17 protein-coding genes are annotated in these 14,674 nt (G+C 38.9%); 8 read left to right on the top strand and 9 right to left on the bottom strand.

The window, feature by feature from the left end; all coding sequences use genetic code 11:
• Window positions 1-112: 112 nt before the first annotated feature.
• Together KFQ09_RS04895 and KFQ09_RS04890 are read left to right on the top strand one after the other, a co-directional pair.
• Window positions 113-943, top strand: a complete 831-nt coding sequence (locus KFQ09_RS04895) for a C40 family peptidase (protein ID WP_007497097.1) — start codon at window positions 113-115, stop codon at window positions 941-943.
• Between the two features lie 458 nt (window positions 944-1,401).
• A complete protein-coding gene (locus KFQ09_RS04890; RefSeq protein WP_025207016.1) occupies window positions 1,402-2,802 on the top strand; it encodes a branched-chain amino acid transporter BcaP in 1,401 nt (466 codons plus the stop codon).
• Window positions 2,803-2,846: 44 nt separating this feature from the next.
• Here the strand turns inward: KFQ09_RS04890 and KFQ09_RS04885 are convergent, their stop codons facing one another.
• Genes KFQ09_RS04885 through KFQ09_RS04875 form a run of 3 tightly spaced genes read right to left on the bottom strand, consistent with a single transcriptional unit; the run spans window position 2,847 to window position 4,667 of the window.
• Entirely contained in the window at window positions 2,847-3,137 is a 291-nt protein-coding gene (locus KFQ09_RS04885) for a hypothetical protein (RefSeq protein WP_008348984.1), read from the bottom strand.
• Window positions 3,125-4,183: an anti-sigma factor gene (locus KFQ09_RS04880; protein WP_024719964.1), complete on the bottom strand. Its 1,059-nt coding sequence runs from the start codon at window positions 4,181-4,183 to the stop codon at window positions 3,125-3,127. The genes KFQ09_RS04885 and KFQ09_RS04880 overlap by 13 nt, the downstream gene beginning before the upstream one ends.
• On the bottom strand, window positions 4,176-4,667 hold the full coding sequence (locus KFQ09_RS04875) for a sigma-70 family RNA polymerase sigma factor (RefSeq protein ID WP_008348979.1): 492 nt from the start codon (window positions 4,665-4,667) through the stop codon (window positions 4,176-4,178). Before KFQ09_RS04875 ends, KFQ09_RS04880 begins: the two co-directional genes overlap by 8 nt.
• Window positions 4,668-5,053: 386 nt before the next feature.
• On the opposite strand from KFQ09_RS04875, the gene KFQ09_RS04870 reads away from it, so the two are divergent.
• A complete protein-coding gene (locus KFQ09_RS04870) occupies window positions 5,054-5,656 on the top strand; it encodes a lysophospholipid acyltransferase family protein (RefSeq protein WP_017360344.1) in 603 nt (200 codons plus the stop codon).
• A 40-nt stretch (window positions 5,657-5,696) separates the two neighbouring features.
• Here KFQ09_RS04870 and KFQ09_RS04865 read toward each other — a convergent pair whose 3' ends face one another.
• Both KFQ09_RS04865 and KFQ09_RS04860 read right to left on the bottom strand, forming a co-directional pair.
• Window positions 5,697-7,028: a hemolysin family protein gene (locus tag KFQ09_RS04865; RefSeq protein WP_008348975.1), complete on the bottom strand. Its 1,332-nt coding sequence runs from the start codon at window positions 7,026-7,028 to the stop codon at window positions 5,697-5,699.
• A 58-nt stretch (window positions 7,029-7,086) separates the two neighbouring features.
• The gene (locus KFQ09_RS04860; protein ID WP_008348973.1) at window positions 7,087-7,527 is read right to left on the bottom strand and encodes a MerR family transcriptional regulator; all 441 of its coding nucleotides are present in this window, start codon (window positions 7,525-7,527) and stop codon (window positions 7,087-7,089) included.
• Window positions 7,528-7,862: 335 nt separating this feature from the next.
• Between KFQ09_RS04860 and KFQ09_RS04855 the strand changes: the two genes are divergently transcribed.
• On the top strand, window positions 7,863-9,245 hold the full coding sequence (locus KFQ09_RS04855) for a hemolysin family protein (protein ID WP_017360343.1): 1,383 nt from the start codon (window positions 7,863-7,865) through the stop codon (window positions 9,243-9,245).
• An 89-nt stretch (window positions 9,246-9,334) separates the two neighbouring features.
• Window positions 9,335-9,727 carry a hypothetical protein gene (locus KFQ09_RS04850; protein ID WP_017360342.1) on the top strand — a complete coding sequence of 131 codons (393 nt, stop codon included), beginning with the start codon at window positions 9,335-9,337 and terminating at the stop codon, window positions 9,725-9,727.
• On the opposite strand, the gene KFQ09_RS04845 is transcribed toward KFQ09_RS04850, so the two are convergent.
• The 3 genes from KFQ09_RS04845 to KFQ09_RS04835 are packed head-to-tail and all read right to left on the bottom strand — an operon-like array spanning window position 9,724 to window position 11,207.
• Window positions 9,724-10,089, bottom strand: a complete 366-nt coding sequence (locus KFQ09_RS04845) for a CrcB family protein (protein ID WP_017360341.1) — start codon at window positions 10,087-10,089, stop codon at window positions 9,724-9,726. The genes KFQ09_RS04850 and KFQ09_RS04845 overlap by 4 nt on opposite strands.
• Window positions 10,090-10,491 (bottom strand): fluoride efflux transporter CrcB, encoded by a 402-nt coding sequence (crcB, locus tag KFQ09_RS04840; RefSeq protein ID WP_034647784.1) that lies wholly within the window; start codon window positions 10,489-10,491, stop codon window positions 10,090-10,092.
• Window positions 10,491-11,207 (bottom strand): glycerophosphodiester phosphodiesterase, encoded by a 717-nt coding sequence (locus KFQ09_RS04835; protein WP_045034845.1) that lies wholly within the window; start codon window positions 11,205-11,207, stop codon window positions 10,491-10,493. The genes crcB and KFQ09_RS04835 overlap by 1 nt, the downstream gene beginning before the upstream one ends.
• Before the next feature lie 306 nt (window positions 11,208-11,513).
• Here KFQ09_RS04835 and KFQ09_RS04830 point away from each other — a divergent pair, with 306 nt between their 5' ends.
• The 3 genes from KFQ09_RS04830 to KFQ09_RS04820 all read left to right on the top strand — a co-directional run bounded on the left by KFQ09_RS04830 (window position 11,514) and on the right by KFQ09_RS04820 (window position 13,629).
• Window positions 11,514-11,615, top strand: a complete 102-nt coding sequence (locus KFQ09_RS04830; RefSeq protein ID WP_017360338.1) for a YhdX family protein — start codon at window positions 11,514-11,516, stop codon at window positions 11,613-11,615.
• A 164-nt stretch (window positions 11,616-11,779) separates the two neighbouring features.
• On the top strand, window positions 11,780-12,868 hold the full coding sequence (locus KFQ09_RS04825; RefSeq protein ID WP_024719970.1) for a mechanosensitive ion channel family protein: 1,089 nt from the start codon (window positions 11,780-11,782) through the stop codon (window positions 12,866-12,868).
• A gap of 29 nt (window positions 12,869-12,897) precedes the next feature.
• Window positions 12,898-13,629, top strand: coding sequence for an NAD-dependent protein deacylase (locus KFQ09_RS04820; protein ID WP_026050067.1), 732 nt, complete (start codon window positions 12,898-12,900; stop codon window positions 13,627-13,629).
• 38 nt (window positions 13,630-13,667) lie between these two features.
• Here the strand turns inward: KFQ09_RS04820 and KFQ09_RS04815 are convergent, their stop codons facing one another.
• Window positions 13,668-14,522: a polysaccharide deacetylase family protein gene (locus tag KFQ09_RS04815; protein ID WP_024719972.1), complete on the bottom strand. Its 855-nt coding sequence runs from the start codon at window positions 14,520-14,522 to the stop codon at window positions 13,668-13,670.
• Window positions 14,523-14,674: the final 152 nt, after the last annotated feature.

The following is a 14,674-nucleotide window of genomic DNA, read 5'->3' as shown; positions in this document are numbered from 1 at the left end:
ATTAATAAGCATAATGTCGTAGGAAGTCAAGACTATTTCTTCTGGTATTCGATCCTTATAATAGAAAGTAGATAAAAATTCGGATCACGATAGATACATACAGGAGGAACAAATGAAAAAACAATTGATCACAGCTGCAAGTGCAGTTCTACTTGGGACGACATTATTTGCCGGAGCTGCCTCAGCACAATCAGTAAAGGTTCAAAAAGGTGACTCTCTTTCTGTTCTAGCGAAAAAATACAAAACAACCGTGAGTAAGATTAAATCAGACAATAAACTGAAATCTAACACGATTTATGTTGGACAAACTTTAAAAGTGAATGGTACTTCTTCAAAAAAGGTAACGAAAACATCAAAAACAACAACAAAAGTAAAAGCGTCTTCAACGACAGCCACTCATAAAGTTGTCAAAGGTGATACTTTATCTAAAATCGGCAAAAAATATGGAATGACAGTGAAAGAGCTGAAATCGTTAAATAAACTCAAAACAGATCTGATTAAAATTGGACAAAAGCTGAAAGTGAAAAAGACATCCAAAGTGAAACCAACACCTGTCAAAGAAAAAACAGTTGCTACTTCTTCTTTAAACACGTCTAAACTCGTAGCAGATGCGAAAGCACAAAACGGTACACCATATAAATGGGGTGGAACGACACCGAAAGGCTTTGATTGCAGCGGTTTTATGTGGTATATCATTAACAAACAAACAAAGATTTCAAGACAAACGACTGAAGGTTTTTGGGGATCAATGAAAAGCGTCTCAACACCTAAAGTTGGAGATTTTGTCTTCTTTACAACCTATAAATCTGGCCCATCTCACATGGGTGTCTACCTTGGGAACAACAAGTTTATCCACGCTGCTTCTGATGGTGTGACGATCAGCGATATGACTTCAAGCTATTGGAAGCCAATTTACCTTGGCGCAAAGACATTTGTAAATTAATAATGGATCTTAAGAGACTGCTTACTAGGCAGTCTCTTTTTTTTTGTATATCGTTTGCGCAGCTAAAACAGTCCTTTATCATAGCTCTCTATGAGTCTAAAGGCTTTTAAATAAGCAAAAGTGAAGACAAGTTATCAAAAGAATAATTTTATTTTCACTTTATAAAAATTATATCAAAAAAGTATAATTTTGTATGTTGTATAATAAATAGAAGAGGCCAAGCTATGATTTGAATAAAGATTGAAGAAAATCTACCATGAATATTGACAAGTATTTTGTTGGTAAATGAGAATTTTCACTCTGTTTTGAAAAAAAGTGTTTTCATTTTTTAATTTTCATATATAATAATTTTACGCCACCAATTTATTGCGCTAAATTAAATCTAAATATTCAGAAAATAAAGTGAATTACGAAGTGGTGGCGTCTTTAGACGGATACTAAGTTTTGGGAGTGATGGTATGAGCAATTCGTTGTTTAGAAAGAAGAGCATTTCAGAGCTAATTGCGGCAACACAAGGGGAAAAAGCGTTAAGAAAGGAATTAGGTTCATTTGACTTAACGATGCTTGGTATTGGAGCGATTATCGGTACAGGGATATTTGTTCTGACAGGTACAGGCGCCGTCACAGCAGGACCAGGACTTGTTTTATCATTTGTGATTGCAGGTCTTGCATGTTTATTTGCGGCATTGTCATATGCGGAATTCGCTTCCACAGTGCCAGTATCAGGATCTGTTTATACATTTACGTACGCATCTATGGGAGAATTTTTAGCGTTTATCATTGGCTGGGATTTGATATTAGAATATATGCTAGCCGCTAGTGCCGTTTCAGCAGGCTGGTCAGGCTACTTTGTGTCGTTTTTAAATGGGATAGGGATTCATATACCGGTTGAATTAACAGCAGCACCAGGTGGTTTAAAGGGTCAAGTGACATATTTTAATCTTCCTGCATTTATTATTTTAATGATCATCACCTTCTTGCTGTACTTCGGTATTAAAGAATCAAAACGAGTCAACAACATCATGGTCATTATGAAAATTGCGGTGATTCTGCTCTTTATTTTAGTCGCTGTGAAATATGTAAAACCTGAAAACTGGACACCATTCGTTCCTTTTGGAACTTCAGGTGTGTTAAGTGCAGCAGCTCTCGTATTCTTTGCATTTATCGGATTTGATGCAGTTGCTTCTGCGGCAGAGGAAACAAAAAATCCATCCCGCAACTTGCCAAGAGGAATCATCACTTCCTTATTGATTTGTACCATGTTGTATGTGGTAGTCAGTGCCATCATGACAGGCATTGTTCCATTTATGAACTTTGAGGGAGTATCCCATCCAGTGTCTCTTGTTTTACAAGTAGCCGGTCAAAATTGGGTGGCGGGTATTGTAGATGTTGGGGCGATTTTAGGGATGACCACGGTCATGCTTGTCATGCTGTACGGCCAAACACGTGTCATGTTTGCCATGTCTCGTGATGGCTTGGTACCAAAGGTTCTTTCAAAGGTTCATCCAAAACATAAAACACCTTATATCAATACTCTTTTCTTTGGGACATTGTCAGCATTAATGGGTGGATTCATTCCGCTTGATGAGTTGGCAAGTCTAGTAAACATCGGAACACTTTCAGCTTTCATTTTGATTTCAGTTGCTGTCATTGTCATGAGAAAAACACAACCTGATTTGCCGAGAGCATTCAGATGCCCCGCAGTCCCGTTCATTCCAATCTTGGCTATTCTATCTTGCGGACTGCTCATTTATAAGCTTGGCACCATCACATTTGTTCGTTTCTTAATCTGGCTTGCCATTGGGCTTGTTGTCTATTTCTTATATTCAAGAAAGCACTCCGAATTAAACAAAAAATAAGAGTGTACAGAAAAAGCCAGTCAAGTATGACTGGCTTCTTAGTATTAAAAACCTAATTGAAGATCTACATCAATCGAGACGATCGCATAGACACAAACGATGACAAAAATATTCAGAACGACGCCTAGGAAACCTGGTCCAGTGCGGCCTTTTTTAATGAACAGTTCAATCACACCGAATGGAACTGCGGCCATTGCAAAAGGAAGCATTTGAAACGAATAAAATGTCACATTGCTAATAATGGCGAGGTTCAGCATGAGCAGCGATAAAATAGCGGTGCCGACCGAAATCCAGCCAAACACATTATGCTCTTTAAAAATTCTTACCAATTCCATAATTCCACCTCGCTCACTTTGGCCGTTTTAATGCGTTTTGTCTTCACAAATTTCTCTATTTCTTTAGAAGGACCTGTGACAACAGAACCGTAAACCGTGACACCATTTTGATTGATGTAGCGTATTCGGTTAGAGAGGTCAAGTTCAGGTCTGCCAGAGATCGTTTTTGCCCAGGATGGATGCTGGTTGACATAGGCGAGGGCATCTTTGAACTGATCAACCTCTGTTTTTGATGTGTGCTGAAGCTCTTTTAAAAATTCAGAGTCTTTCCCGGGAAAACCGATTGGACGCTGATTTCCACTTAATGAATCTTCTGTTTTGATCGCATTCCAAAGCACTTTCATATCATATTTTTTAGCAAATGAATACACGTCTTTCGGTGTGTATGCTTTGTCATAGGATACATACACTTCACTCACTGTTCCTTCAGGTAGCTTGTCTAGAGTAGTGAGTGTTTGTTTTTTAGATGTATCTGCCTGAGACGATGGGTGCGTAAAGAAATCCTCCGTATTACGTGCGCTGTCGCCATAATAAGAGATCGTAGGCTGCTTTAATTTATCGAAAAACATTTCGATTTGTTCACTACCGATGGCTTCTGTTTTATTGCCAATTTGTTTTTGCAGCTTAAGTTCTGTGTTCATACCAAACAGTTTGACCTGCCCTTTTAAATCCTTCATATCAATGGCGACATTCGGTTTTGTTAGGGCGACTGTTACAGCGGCCGTTTCCATAAAATGATTGCCTTTACTGTCTGCTCCGCCAACGCCGTAGTATAGATAACTACCTAGTGTACAAAGCGGTAAAATAATCAGTGTAGATATAACAGCAAGCACAGAAATACGTAAATAGGATTTTCTTTTTCCGTATTGTAAAATGGCTTTTTGTTTTTCAGGACTGATGGAGAAGTCTGTCCAATCTGAGTCATTCAGTTCTTGGCTTAAGCGTTTTTCATTTTCTTCGAGCTCTTCTTCAAACGCCATCATTTCTTCCTCGTTCATCTCGCCATTATTATATTGTTCCCATCGCTTATTAAACTCTTCATTCATCATTAACACCTCTGTTATATAGTGCTTTTAGGCGCTGCCTTGCACGAAATAAAACACTTTTAAAATTTGCTTCAGTAATATTCATGACCTTGGATGCTTCTTTGTAATTCAGTTCTTTTAAATAATACAATGTCAACGCTTCCTTGTAGTTATCTGGAAGCTGCTCCAAATACATGTTGAGGACTTCTTTTATTTCAATCTGTTCAGCAGGACTTTGTACAGACGTTTGTAAAAGGCCGCCAATGAGATCATCCGATATGGTCACTTCTTTTTTATGTTTCCTGACATAATCAATAAAAGCATTTCGTGCCACCTGAAATAACCAAGGTTTCACTTTGCTATGGTCGTAGGAATGAATATGTATATAAGCACGCATAAAGGTTTCCTGCAATAAGTCCTCTGCCAAATGTTTGTCTTTTGTCATGGAGAGCAGAAACCTGTAAACATCGTTCATATACATTTGATAAATTTCATCGATCGTCACTGATTTTTCTCCCCTCTATGTTATACACGCATAAGAAAGGCATAAAGTTGCACGAAACTTCTCATAGGCCGTACATTACTCATCTCTTTCGCCGAATCAAAATCATTTCTCCTTATCATAGCGAAATTTGCATCATTTATAAAGTATTTTCAATAGAACAAATCAGGAAAAAAACTCAAAAAACGACAATTTTGGACACATTTCTTCCTCTATTCTCTCCTAAAAACACATACTTGAATACAGAAGGAGCGGTCATCTTAAGTGAAAAGATGATTTTAGTGAACCGTCTCTATTTTATCAGCAGGAGAAAATTTTTAGTACCAGGTAATAAAAAATTTGTTATAATAGAAACAAATCCTTCATTCTTCAAACAAAGGAAGTGCACTATGTATAAATTTTCAGGCTATACCGTCAAAGCATTTTTTGCTCTCCGAGGCGGAATCAAAGTATATCAAAAAGAAAATCTGCCAACAGACCGGGGGTTTGTCATTGCTTGTACGCATGAGGGTTTTGTGGATGTTCTTGCATTAGGCGCAGGAATTCTTCCGTTTGAGATCCACTACATGGCGAAAAAAGAATTGTTTGCAAATAAATGGATCGGCGGATTTTTAAAGAAGATTCATGCTTTTCCAGTTGATCGAGAGAATCCTGGGCCAAGCAGTATTAAAACGCCCATTAAATTATTAAAAGAGGGGAAAATCGTTGGGATTTTTCCAAGCGGAACACGTACAACAGAAGATGTTCCTTTAAAAAGAGGGGCCGTTACGATTGCGCAGCTCGGCAAATCACCAATTGTACCAGCAGCGTACAAAGGACCTTCTAATGCAAAAAGCCTTTTTAAGAAGGGGAAAATGCGCTTAATTATTGGTGAACCGATTGAGCTGTCTGAATTTGATCATCTGCCGCCAAAAGAAAGATTAGGTGCGATGACAGAAGTATTAAACACAAGAATCAAAGAACTTGAAGCTAAGTTAATCGAAAAGGGATAAAGAAAACGACCACTTGCTAAGGCAAGGGTCGTTTTTTTTCTTAAGAAGCGCCTTCTTCAGCTGCTTCTAATAGTTGTTCGTTTAGTTTTTTGACTTCGATGTATGCCACATGGTGTCCATCGACTTCATTAATGATAAATTCATAGCCTTGTTCACGAATCGCGTCATTTTTCTCGACTTCATATTTTTGTGTAAGGAACCAGCCGCCGATTGTGTCGACTTCTTCGTTATCAAGCTGAATACCTAGTAGCAGGTTGACTTGATCCACAAGAACCTTTCCATCAAAGATATAGTGGTCTTCTCCCAGTTTACGCACTTCGTTAATTTCATCAATATCGAATTCATCACGAATTTCACCGACGATTTCTTCAAGGATGTCTTCAACTGTCACAAGTCCTGCTGTACCGCCATATTCATCTGATAAAATGGCCATGTGTACACGCTCACGCTGCATTTTAAGCAGTAGATCATGAACAGGAACCGTTTCAATTACATGAATAATTGGGTTTACAAAATGTTCGATCGTATCACTTGTGGAACATTCACCACTAATACATGCAGTGAGTACTTCTTTAATATTCACAACACCGATGATGTTGTCTTTATCGCCATCTTCAATTGGATAACGTGTATATTTCTCGACCTTGGTCACTTTCAGCATTTCCTCAATCGTAATATCATGCGGGAAGCTGACAACTTCGGTACGAGGAATCATAATTTCTTTCGCCAGACGGTCATCAAATTCAAAAATTTTATTCACATATTTGAATTCAGACTGGTTAATCTCGCCGCTCTTATAGCTCTCAGATAAAATAATCCGCAATTCTTCTTCAGAGTGCGCCATGTCATGCTCAGATACTTGTTGAAGACCAAATGCTTTCGTTAATAAACGAGCAGATCCATTTAACACCCAAATGAACGGAAACATCACTTTATAAAATATCATAAGCGGTCTAGCAAATAGAAGGGACACTTGCTCAGCCTTTTGAATGGCGAGTGTTTTCGGTGCAAGCTCTCCAACCACGACGTGTAAAAACGTCATAATACTAAACGCAATAATAAAAGTGACAATAGAACTAGCTGATTGAGGAATGGACAGCTCTACAAATAGTGGAGCAAGCATGTGCGCAATCGTTTCTTCCCCTAACCAACCAATCCCAAGGGCGGTAATGGTGATACCGAGCTGACAGGCCGACAGATACTCATCAAGGTGAGTCGTGACATGCTTGACAGCAACTGCTGTTTTATTACCTTCTGCAATTAATTGATCAATTCTTGAGCTTCTTAAGCGAATGATCGCAAACTCCGATGCAACGAAAAACGCGGTTAAAGCTATAAGTAAAGCAACTATGAGTAAATTCACTATGTCCAATTAAGGCCTTCGTTCTGACTTTGAGAACGAAGGTAACACCTCCTGTTTAGTAAAAATTTTAACTTAACAGCAGTAAAAATGATTGGACAGCCGTCATTTTTTCAGGAGTAAGCTGCTCTTTTAGTTTTTCACGTTGTTCTGGCTGAAGCTGCTTACAACGTGCCAAAATGCGGTCCATATGCTCATTCATCCGATCGATATCAGAGGTTAAATGGACAAGTTCATCAGGATCTTCCTTTTGAGAAGGGAATTGTTCATCTAATCTGGATTTGATGTCAGAAAGAGCCAATCTCTGCTGTTTGCAAAGAACGATTAATTGTAATCGTTTTAAAGCATGTTCATCGTAATAACGATAATTAGAGCAAGATCTAACAGGCGCAAGCAACCCTAGATTCGTATAATAATCTACAGTTCGTTTCGTCACCTGTGCAATCTGTGCTAGTTCACCAATACGATACTTTTTCTCAGCCCCATCTGAACATCTCCTCCTAACCGTCACGTTATAGTTTATGAAAATAGTTTAATATAATTCGAGTCTGAAATACAAGATAATTGTTCAGATTTCCTGCCAATATGAAGAAACAAAGGGCATTTCCATCAATTTAGGTTGTCATCTTTAAAATACTGTAGCGATACAGGAATTTTCAGATTATTTATGGTAAGATAAAATGAATACCGTTTCATATATATGTAGAGAGACGGATTTTACGTGAACCGGAGGTGGTTAAGTGGGGCCCTCAAAGTAGTCTTATTTAATCAGTTAACCGTTTTGCAAAAGATAACATCATCAATCAGGAGGTGACTCCTTGTTCTTCTAAGAAAGAGCAAGGTTAAATGGACGATATTGTTAATCTGAGTATAGTCGGAGTTTTGATTGCTTTAACAGCTTTCTTTGTTGCATCTGAATTTGCCATTGTAAAGGTGAGAAGTTCAAGAATTAATCAGCTTGTTGCCGAAGGGTCCAAAAAGGCTATCATGGCGAAAAAGGTGACATCAAGGCTAGATGAATATTTGTCAGCCTGCCAGCTCGGTATTACAGTGACATCCCTTGGTTTAGGGTGGATCGGTAAACCGGCAGTAAAAGAACTTTTGGTTCGAGGTTTTGGTTTGACAAACATTCCTGATTCAGCAATCAGCCTGATCTCAGCAACACTTGCGTTCTCTATTATTACCTTTTTGCATGTAGTTGTTGGCGAGCTTGCACCAAAAACACTTGCCATACAAAAGGCAGAAAAAATGACGCTTTGGCTGTCAGGACCGCTGCATGCATTTTATATCCTTATGTACCCTTTTATTTATGTGTTGAACGGGTCAGCCCGTGTACTAACGAAAATGATGGGCATCGATATGGGGTCTGAAAAAGAACATTCCCATTCCGAAGAGGAATTAAAGATTTTATTATCTGAAAGCTTAAAAAATGGGGAAATCAACTCATCAGAGTATAATTATATGAACAAGATATTCGATTTTGATAATCGAATCGCAAGAGAAATTATGATACCGCGAAGAGAAATTTGTGCGATTCCAGAAGATATGCCGTTAGACGAAATACTTGCGATCATGACAAAGGAAAAGTACACACGCTTCCCAGTGTTTTCAGGGGATAAAGACCATGTCATTGGCATGCTCAACAAAAAGCAGCTCTTTGCAGATATTGTGTATCAAGGAGAAAAAGATCAACTGAAGCTTCAAGATTATATTTATCCAGTGATTGAAGTGATTGACACGATTCCAATTCAAGAGCTTCTCGTCAAAATGCAGCGCGATCGAATGCATATGGCGATTTTAACGGATGAATATGGCGGGACATCTGGACTTGTCACAACGGAGGATATCTTAGAAGAGATTGTTGGAGACATTCGAGATGAATTCGATGAAGATGAGCAGCCGGTCATTCAAAAGAGAGCGGAGCATCATTATATATTAGATGGAAAAGTGAGATTAGAGGAAGTTCAAGATTTGATCGAAATGTCATATCATGATGAAGAAATTGATACGATAGGCGGGCTAATCTTAAATGAGAACATTGATATCCGAGAAGGACAATCCATTTATCTTGATGATATTCGGATGAAGGTCTTGGAGATGGATGGACGCTATGTGAAAAAGATCGACCTGAAAAAAGGCGTCACATCATCAGAAAAAGAAAATACACGAACAGGGCTTGATATAAAAGAGCCACTGTTAGTAAATGAAATGACCTTGAGCGAAAAATAAGCTCAAGGTTTTTTTAGGTATTTAGCCTCTTTTTTAAGAATGTATGTTCGTATATAATAAGAACAAACGTTCGTAAAAGGAGGATGGACATGCTCTGGTATGAAACAGCAAGTATCACGGAGAAAAAAACCTCAATGAAACGTATTGAGTTTCATTTAAAAAATTTCAAGAACTATCAAGCAGCCATTTTAAATATTGAAAGACAGCTTGAAAAGCGAAGTTCTCTCCAACATCATCATATGGCACGTCAAAAATTAGAAGAGCAGAAAAGTCAGTATGAACTGATTGTTGCTTGTATTGAAACGGCTTTAAAAGAATTGGATGAAATAGAGCAGCAGCTCATTGATTATAAGTATTTTCGAGATTGGCGCATGGCAAAATGTGCAATCGAAATCGGCTATAGTGAGAAGACACTATTTTTAATGAAGCGCCAGCTGATGGATCAACTGCTCATCAGCCTAGCTGCCATCACAGATATTTAAAACAGAAGTTGTCCTATTTGATAAAACGCCGCAAAAAGGCATAAAGAGCCGATGATTGTCACAAGTAAATAGGCAGCAAGCTTTCCTATTTGACGCTGCATCAGCATCGTCGCAGATTCTACACTAAACGTAGAGAATGTGGTAAAGCCGCCAAAAAAACCGGTTCCTATGATCACTAGCAGTGGATGATTGGACGTTACAGCGCCTGTGAGAAAACCTAAACCGGCTGCACCTAATAAATTAATGAAAATAATACTGTACGGGAAAAGGGCATGGGATGGAGTTTTCTGGATTGTTTGGCTGATGAAGAAACGACATGCACTACCGATCCCTCCAGCTACAGCTGTATAAAAAACAATCATTTATCTGCTTCCTTTCTGCTGCTTATTTTGATGAAAGAGCCGTTCAGCAAGGATCAGGCCAGCTAAAGCAGCGGCTACTCCAGCAATGACTGAGAGCAGGATGTACATCATACTTAAATTGAACTGCCCTGCCTGTAACAGAAGAACTGTCTCTTTAGAAAAGGTGGACATGGTCGTAAACCCGCCGCAAAACCCTGTTCCAATCAAAGCTGCAAGATATTTTTTTCCTTTCTGAAATAGAAAGTATCCTGTCGCAAAACCAAGAAGCAGGCTGCCGGAAATGTTTTCAATCATCGTTGCATAGGGGAATGTCTGGCTGATGACAGTTTGGCTTAGTTCATATCTGCAAAGTGTACCAATCAATCCACCGATAAAAACGGCGAAATAAGTTTTCATCTGCATCATTTCTCCTTTTGAAAAAATAGCGGGTTATCGGTTACCACACCATCAATTGGATATTTTTTGATTCGATCCGCTGTTTTTTGATCTTTTACAGTCCATATAAACACATCCATTCCGAATGTGTGGATGCGGTCTATCCACCATCTATTGATCATCGTTTTCTTCATATTAAGACAATTTGCAAACGAGCTGTATGTCGTTAACTTTCGTTTCGTTAGTTTAAATGCATCAGGCTTGATAATCAAAGCTGTGCGAAGAGAAGGGGCGAATGCTTTGATTCTTTGCAGTGCATGAACATCAAAAGATTGAATGATGATATGACGAGAATAGGCAAACCGATTGATGATGCGGGCAACGGCCTTTTCGATTCCTATCTGCCGTTTTGGGTGTTTGATCTCGATTAATATTCCAATCCGCTGACTGTATCTTTCAAGAATTTCTTGTAATGTTGGAATTCGTTCATTCGTATACTGTTGGTCAAACCAGCTTCCTGCGTCCAGTTTTTTCAACTGATCAAGTGTATAGCTTTTGACTAAGCCGTTTCCGTTCGTCGTTCGCTCAACGGTATCATCATGGATGACGACGACGTGCTGATCCATTGTCATTTGTACGTCTAATTCAATATAATCTGCTCCTTGCTCGACAGCTACATCAAACGCAGCGATTGTATTTTCTGGGGCTGCGCTTGATGACCCTCTATGTGCGATAATATACACTTGCTCCAGCTCCCTGACATAAGTTCTGGTCTTATCATATCAAATGCTTTGGTGGTTTTCCTTCTTTACTATATGGAGAAGAAGAGCGCCGTATTATCATGGAACCTCATGTACCGAAAAAGCTTGATGTATCATTTTGAAAAGTTTACAGGAATAGAGCAAGCTTTGATTGAGTAAACCTGAATTACATCAATTTTTCTTCGATCAATTTTGTCCAAATCGTCAGCGTTCGTCAAAATATTAGTGCTTTCGTCATGTTGACTGAAAATTCTGATGTTTTATAATGATGAAAAGGAGGCGAGATGATTGGGTAAAGGGAGAATTAGAGTGGAAGAACGTATTAAGGCCGAAACGGATGCTGAAATGTTTAAAGCGACTCTCCTTGATCAGGCTCAGAAGAAAAAGTAGTTTGCTGCCCGTCGATATGTCTCAAGCCAAAATTTCATAATTGAACATCATGCCTCGGGATAGGTCCCGAGGCTTTTTATATAGAGGTCAGACATTTAAGAGAGGACATAAACGAAGGTTATATTATAAACTAGAGAGGATTGTTTTAAAGGAGAGAGACAGAGATGTTTACACAAAAATGGATGGATACATATTTTACAGTCGATATTGCGATCCAAATAGGCATTAGCCTTTGTATTTTATTGCTTTTTTTATTACTTCGAAAAGTATTTACGAAATACTTGTTTCACCTGCTCTTTAAGCTGACAAATCGGTCTAAAACCGAAGTCATTAACCAAATTGTCGTGGCGTTTGAAAAACCTGCGAGACTGTTTTTTGTGGCACTAGGTTTATATTTTGCGTTAAGACAAGCCCCATACTTTGAGCACCATATGGATGTCATTGTCAAATTGTATAGATCTTCTATTATTTTGATGCTGACGTGGGGACTTTGTAATCTAACCGCAGCTTCTTCCTTCTTATTTCAAAAAGTGAATTCAAAATTTGAATTAGAGATGGATGATATTTTAGCCCCATTTTTATCAAAGGTTCTTCGGTTTATGATTATTGCACTGAGTATTAGCGTCATTGCACAAGAATTTAATTATGATGTGAACGGACTTGTGGCAGGGCTTGGCCTAGGTGGTCTTGCTTTTGCACTCGCTGCGCAGGATACAGTGGCGAACTTTTTTGGAGGAATTGTGATTATTACAGAGAAGCCTTTTACAATGGGCGATTTTGTAGAGACTCCAAGTGTACTTGGGACTGTAGAGGACATTACCTTCCGAAGCACAAAATTTAGAACACCTGCTGAAGCAGTGGTGACCGTGCCAAATTCGACCCTTTCAAAGGAGCCGATCACAAATTGGACGAGAATGAATAAACGTCAAATTACGTTCTCCGTTCGCGTATCGTACAATACACCGAAAGAAAACATTGATAAGTGCATCAAACGTCTGAAGCAAATGCTTTATGAGCATGATGGGGTTCATAAGGAAACGATTATGGTGAATTTCGATGTGCTGGCAGACAGCTATTTAAACTTATTCTTTAACTTTTATACAAACACAACGGCTTGGTCTGAAAACCTGGATATTAAGCAGGATATTAACTATCGCATTATTGATATCTTCCATGAAGAAGGGGTAGAATTTGCTTTCCCTGGACAGACCATTTATATGAAACAAAAAGGTGAGAAACAGCTCGGTGAATAAAGGAGGAATGGTGGTTGGATCAAACAAAAGTGGCAGCGCTAAGAGAGAGATTATCAAAGGCCTCACATATTACAGTCCTTTCAGGTGCTGGGATGAGCACAGAATCGGGAATTCCCGATTTTAGATCAACGGGTGGACTATGGACAGAAGATACTTCTCGCATGGAGGCAATGAGCCGGTCCTACTTTTTATCACATCCGCATCAATTTTGGCCGAAATTCAAAGAATTGTTTCAAATGAAGATGAGTGGAGAGTACGAGCCAAACGCTGGACATGCTTTTTTAGCCAATTTAGAAAAGCAAGGAAAACGCGTGGATATTTTCACGCAAAATATCGATGGTCTGCATAAAAAAGCGGGAAGCCAGCATGTGTATGAACTGCATGGTTCCATTCAAACAGCTACATGTCCATCATGCGGGTCAACATACGAACTGCCTTATTTATTACAAGAAGAGGTACCGGTTTGTGAGCGGATTTCATCAGACGGCCGTACATGTGGACGAGTACTTAAAACAGATGTTGTCCTTTTTGGGGACATGGTGAAGCACTTTGATCAAGTGGAGAAATCGCTCCAGCAAACGGACATGCTACTCGTCATGGGAACTTCCTTAGAAGTGGCACCAGCCCGATATATTCCAGAAGATGCTGCTCATCATCCTTCCATCTTTAAGGTCATGATGAATTTAAGTGAAACGGAATTCGATCCGCTGTTTGATCTTGTCTTTCACGAACGAATTGGCGAGCTTGTGAATGCTTTATAAATCATAAAAAACCCGCATCCAATAGGTGCGGGTTTGCTTTATTGTTGTAGTGGCTTCATTGTTTCATCAAGGACTTCAAATGTGTAGCCCTTCGCCTTTAATTGTGTGATCAGACTGTTTAAGTATTTTGCGGTAGCTGGCTGATCATGCATTAAGATGATTTTTGGCTCTTTCGGATACTTGGTTTCAAGCACTTGCAGCTGATTTAATACTTCTGGTACATATTTTGAGCTTTTATATTTCCAGTCAAGACTGTCAATGGTCCAGTCCCAGTATACAAAGCCTTTTTGTTTTAAACGTGTTTTTTGCTGGTCTGTTAAGTTTGGTGAACTGCCATAAGGTGTTCTCACAAGATGTGTATATTCACCAGTAACAGAAGCCAATATACGTTGATCTTCTTTCATCTCATTTACAGGAGAATCACTTTTTTGATAAAAGCGTTTCACATCATGCGTGATGCCATGAAGTCCTAATTGATGACCTTCTTGATGAAGTCTTTTCACAGCTGCTGGGTGTTCTTTGATTTGCGGCCCGAGCATAAAAAATGTGGCCTTCACTTGCTGTGACTTTAGCACATCTAACAGCTGATTTGATGTAGCAGAAGGGCCATCATCAAAGGTCAAAAAGATCGTTTGATCCGTTACATGTTTGTTTGGATTGATCTTAAAATGTGCATCTAATGTTTTTGGCGAATCATCTTTTGCTTTCAGACTTGTACTTGTGTCTCGAAATGGACTGCTCGCAGACACTTCATTCGGTTGATCTGCTGCCTGCATATTGGTTTTAGACATATCCCAAATGAAAAAAAGGATCAATGTCAGGATGACTAGACCAATCGCCTTTGAGAGCAGCATCGTGTTTGAAGGTGTCTGTTTTTTCGTAACCCGTTGCATTACAATCGCTCCAATAAATCAGTAGTTTGTGTCGAATCATGTAGTGGATTCTGTCTTTTTTCGCTGTTTTTTGTCGTGCTCATATGGAGTAAGTATACAGGAAAAAAGAGCCTATGAATATAGAAGATGCTAAAAAATTGGAATCTTTTTGG

Source organism: Bacillus sp. FS02, assembly GCF_024398395.1.
In the GTDB taxonomy this organism is placed as follows: Bacteria; Bacillota; Bacilli; order Bacillales; family Bacillaceae; genus Bacillus; species Bacillus altitudinis.
Note: the sequence above shows the minus strand (reverse complement) of the source record. Positions and strands in the feature narration are given on the sequence as shown.

What these genes read in the sequence shown, in the direction of transcription:
- KFQ09_RS04895 (WP_007497097.1), top strand. Translation starts at nt 113, where the DNA reads ATGAAAAAACAATTGATCACAGCTGCAAGTGCAGTTCTACTTGGGACG.
- KFQ09_RS04890 (WP_025207016.1), top strand. Translation starts at nt 1,402, where the DNA reads ATGAGCAATTCGTTGTTTAGAAAGAAGAGCATTTCAGAGCTAATTGCG.
- KFQ09_RS04885 (WP_008348984.1), bottom strand. Translation starts at nt 3,137, where the DNA reads ATGGAATTGGTAAGAATTTTTAAAGAGCATAATGTGTTTGGCTGGATT.
- KFQ09_RS04880 (WP_024719964.1), bottom strand. Translation starts at nt 4,183, where the DNA reads ATGAATGAAGAGTTTAATAAGCGATGGGAACAATATAATAATGGCGAG.
- KFQ09_RS04870 (WP_017360344.1), top strand. Translation starts at nt 5,054, where the DNA reads ATGTATAAATTTTCAGGCTATACCGTCAAAGCATTTTTTGCTCTCCGA.
- KFQ09_RS04855 (WP_017360343.1), top strand. Translation starts at nt 7,863, where the DNA reads ATGGACGATATTGTTAATCTGAGTATAGTCGGAGTTTTGATTGCTTTA.
- KFQ09_RS04850 (WP_017360342.1), top strand. Translation starts at nt 9,335, where the DNA reads ATGCTCTGGTATGAAACAGCAAGTATCACGGAGAAAAAAACCTCAATG.
- KFQ09_RS04845 (WP_017360341.1), bottom strand. Translation starts at nt 10,089, where the DNA reads ATGATTGTTTTTTATACAGCTGTAGCTGGAGGGATCGGTAGTGCATGT.
- crcB (WP_034647784.1), bottom strand. Translation starts at nt 10,491, where the DNA reads ATGCAGATGAAAACTTATTTCGCCGTTTTTATCGGTGGATTGATTGGT.
- KFQ09_RS04825 (WP_024719970.1), top strand. Translation starts at nt 11,780, where the DNA reads ATGTTTACACAAAAATGGATGGATACATATTTTACAGTCGATATTGCG.
- KFQ09_RS04815 (WP_024719972.1), bottom strand. Translation starts at nt 14,522, where the DNA reads ATGCAACGGGTTACGAAAAAACAGACACCTTCAAACACGATGCTGCTC.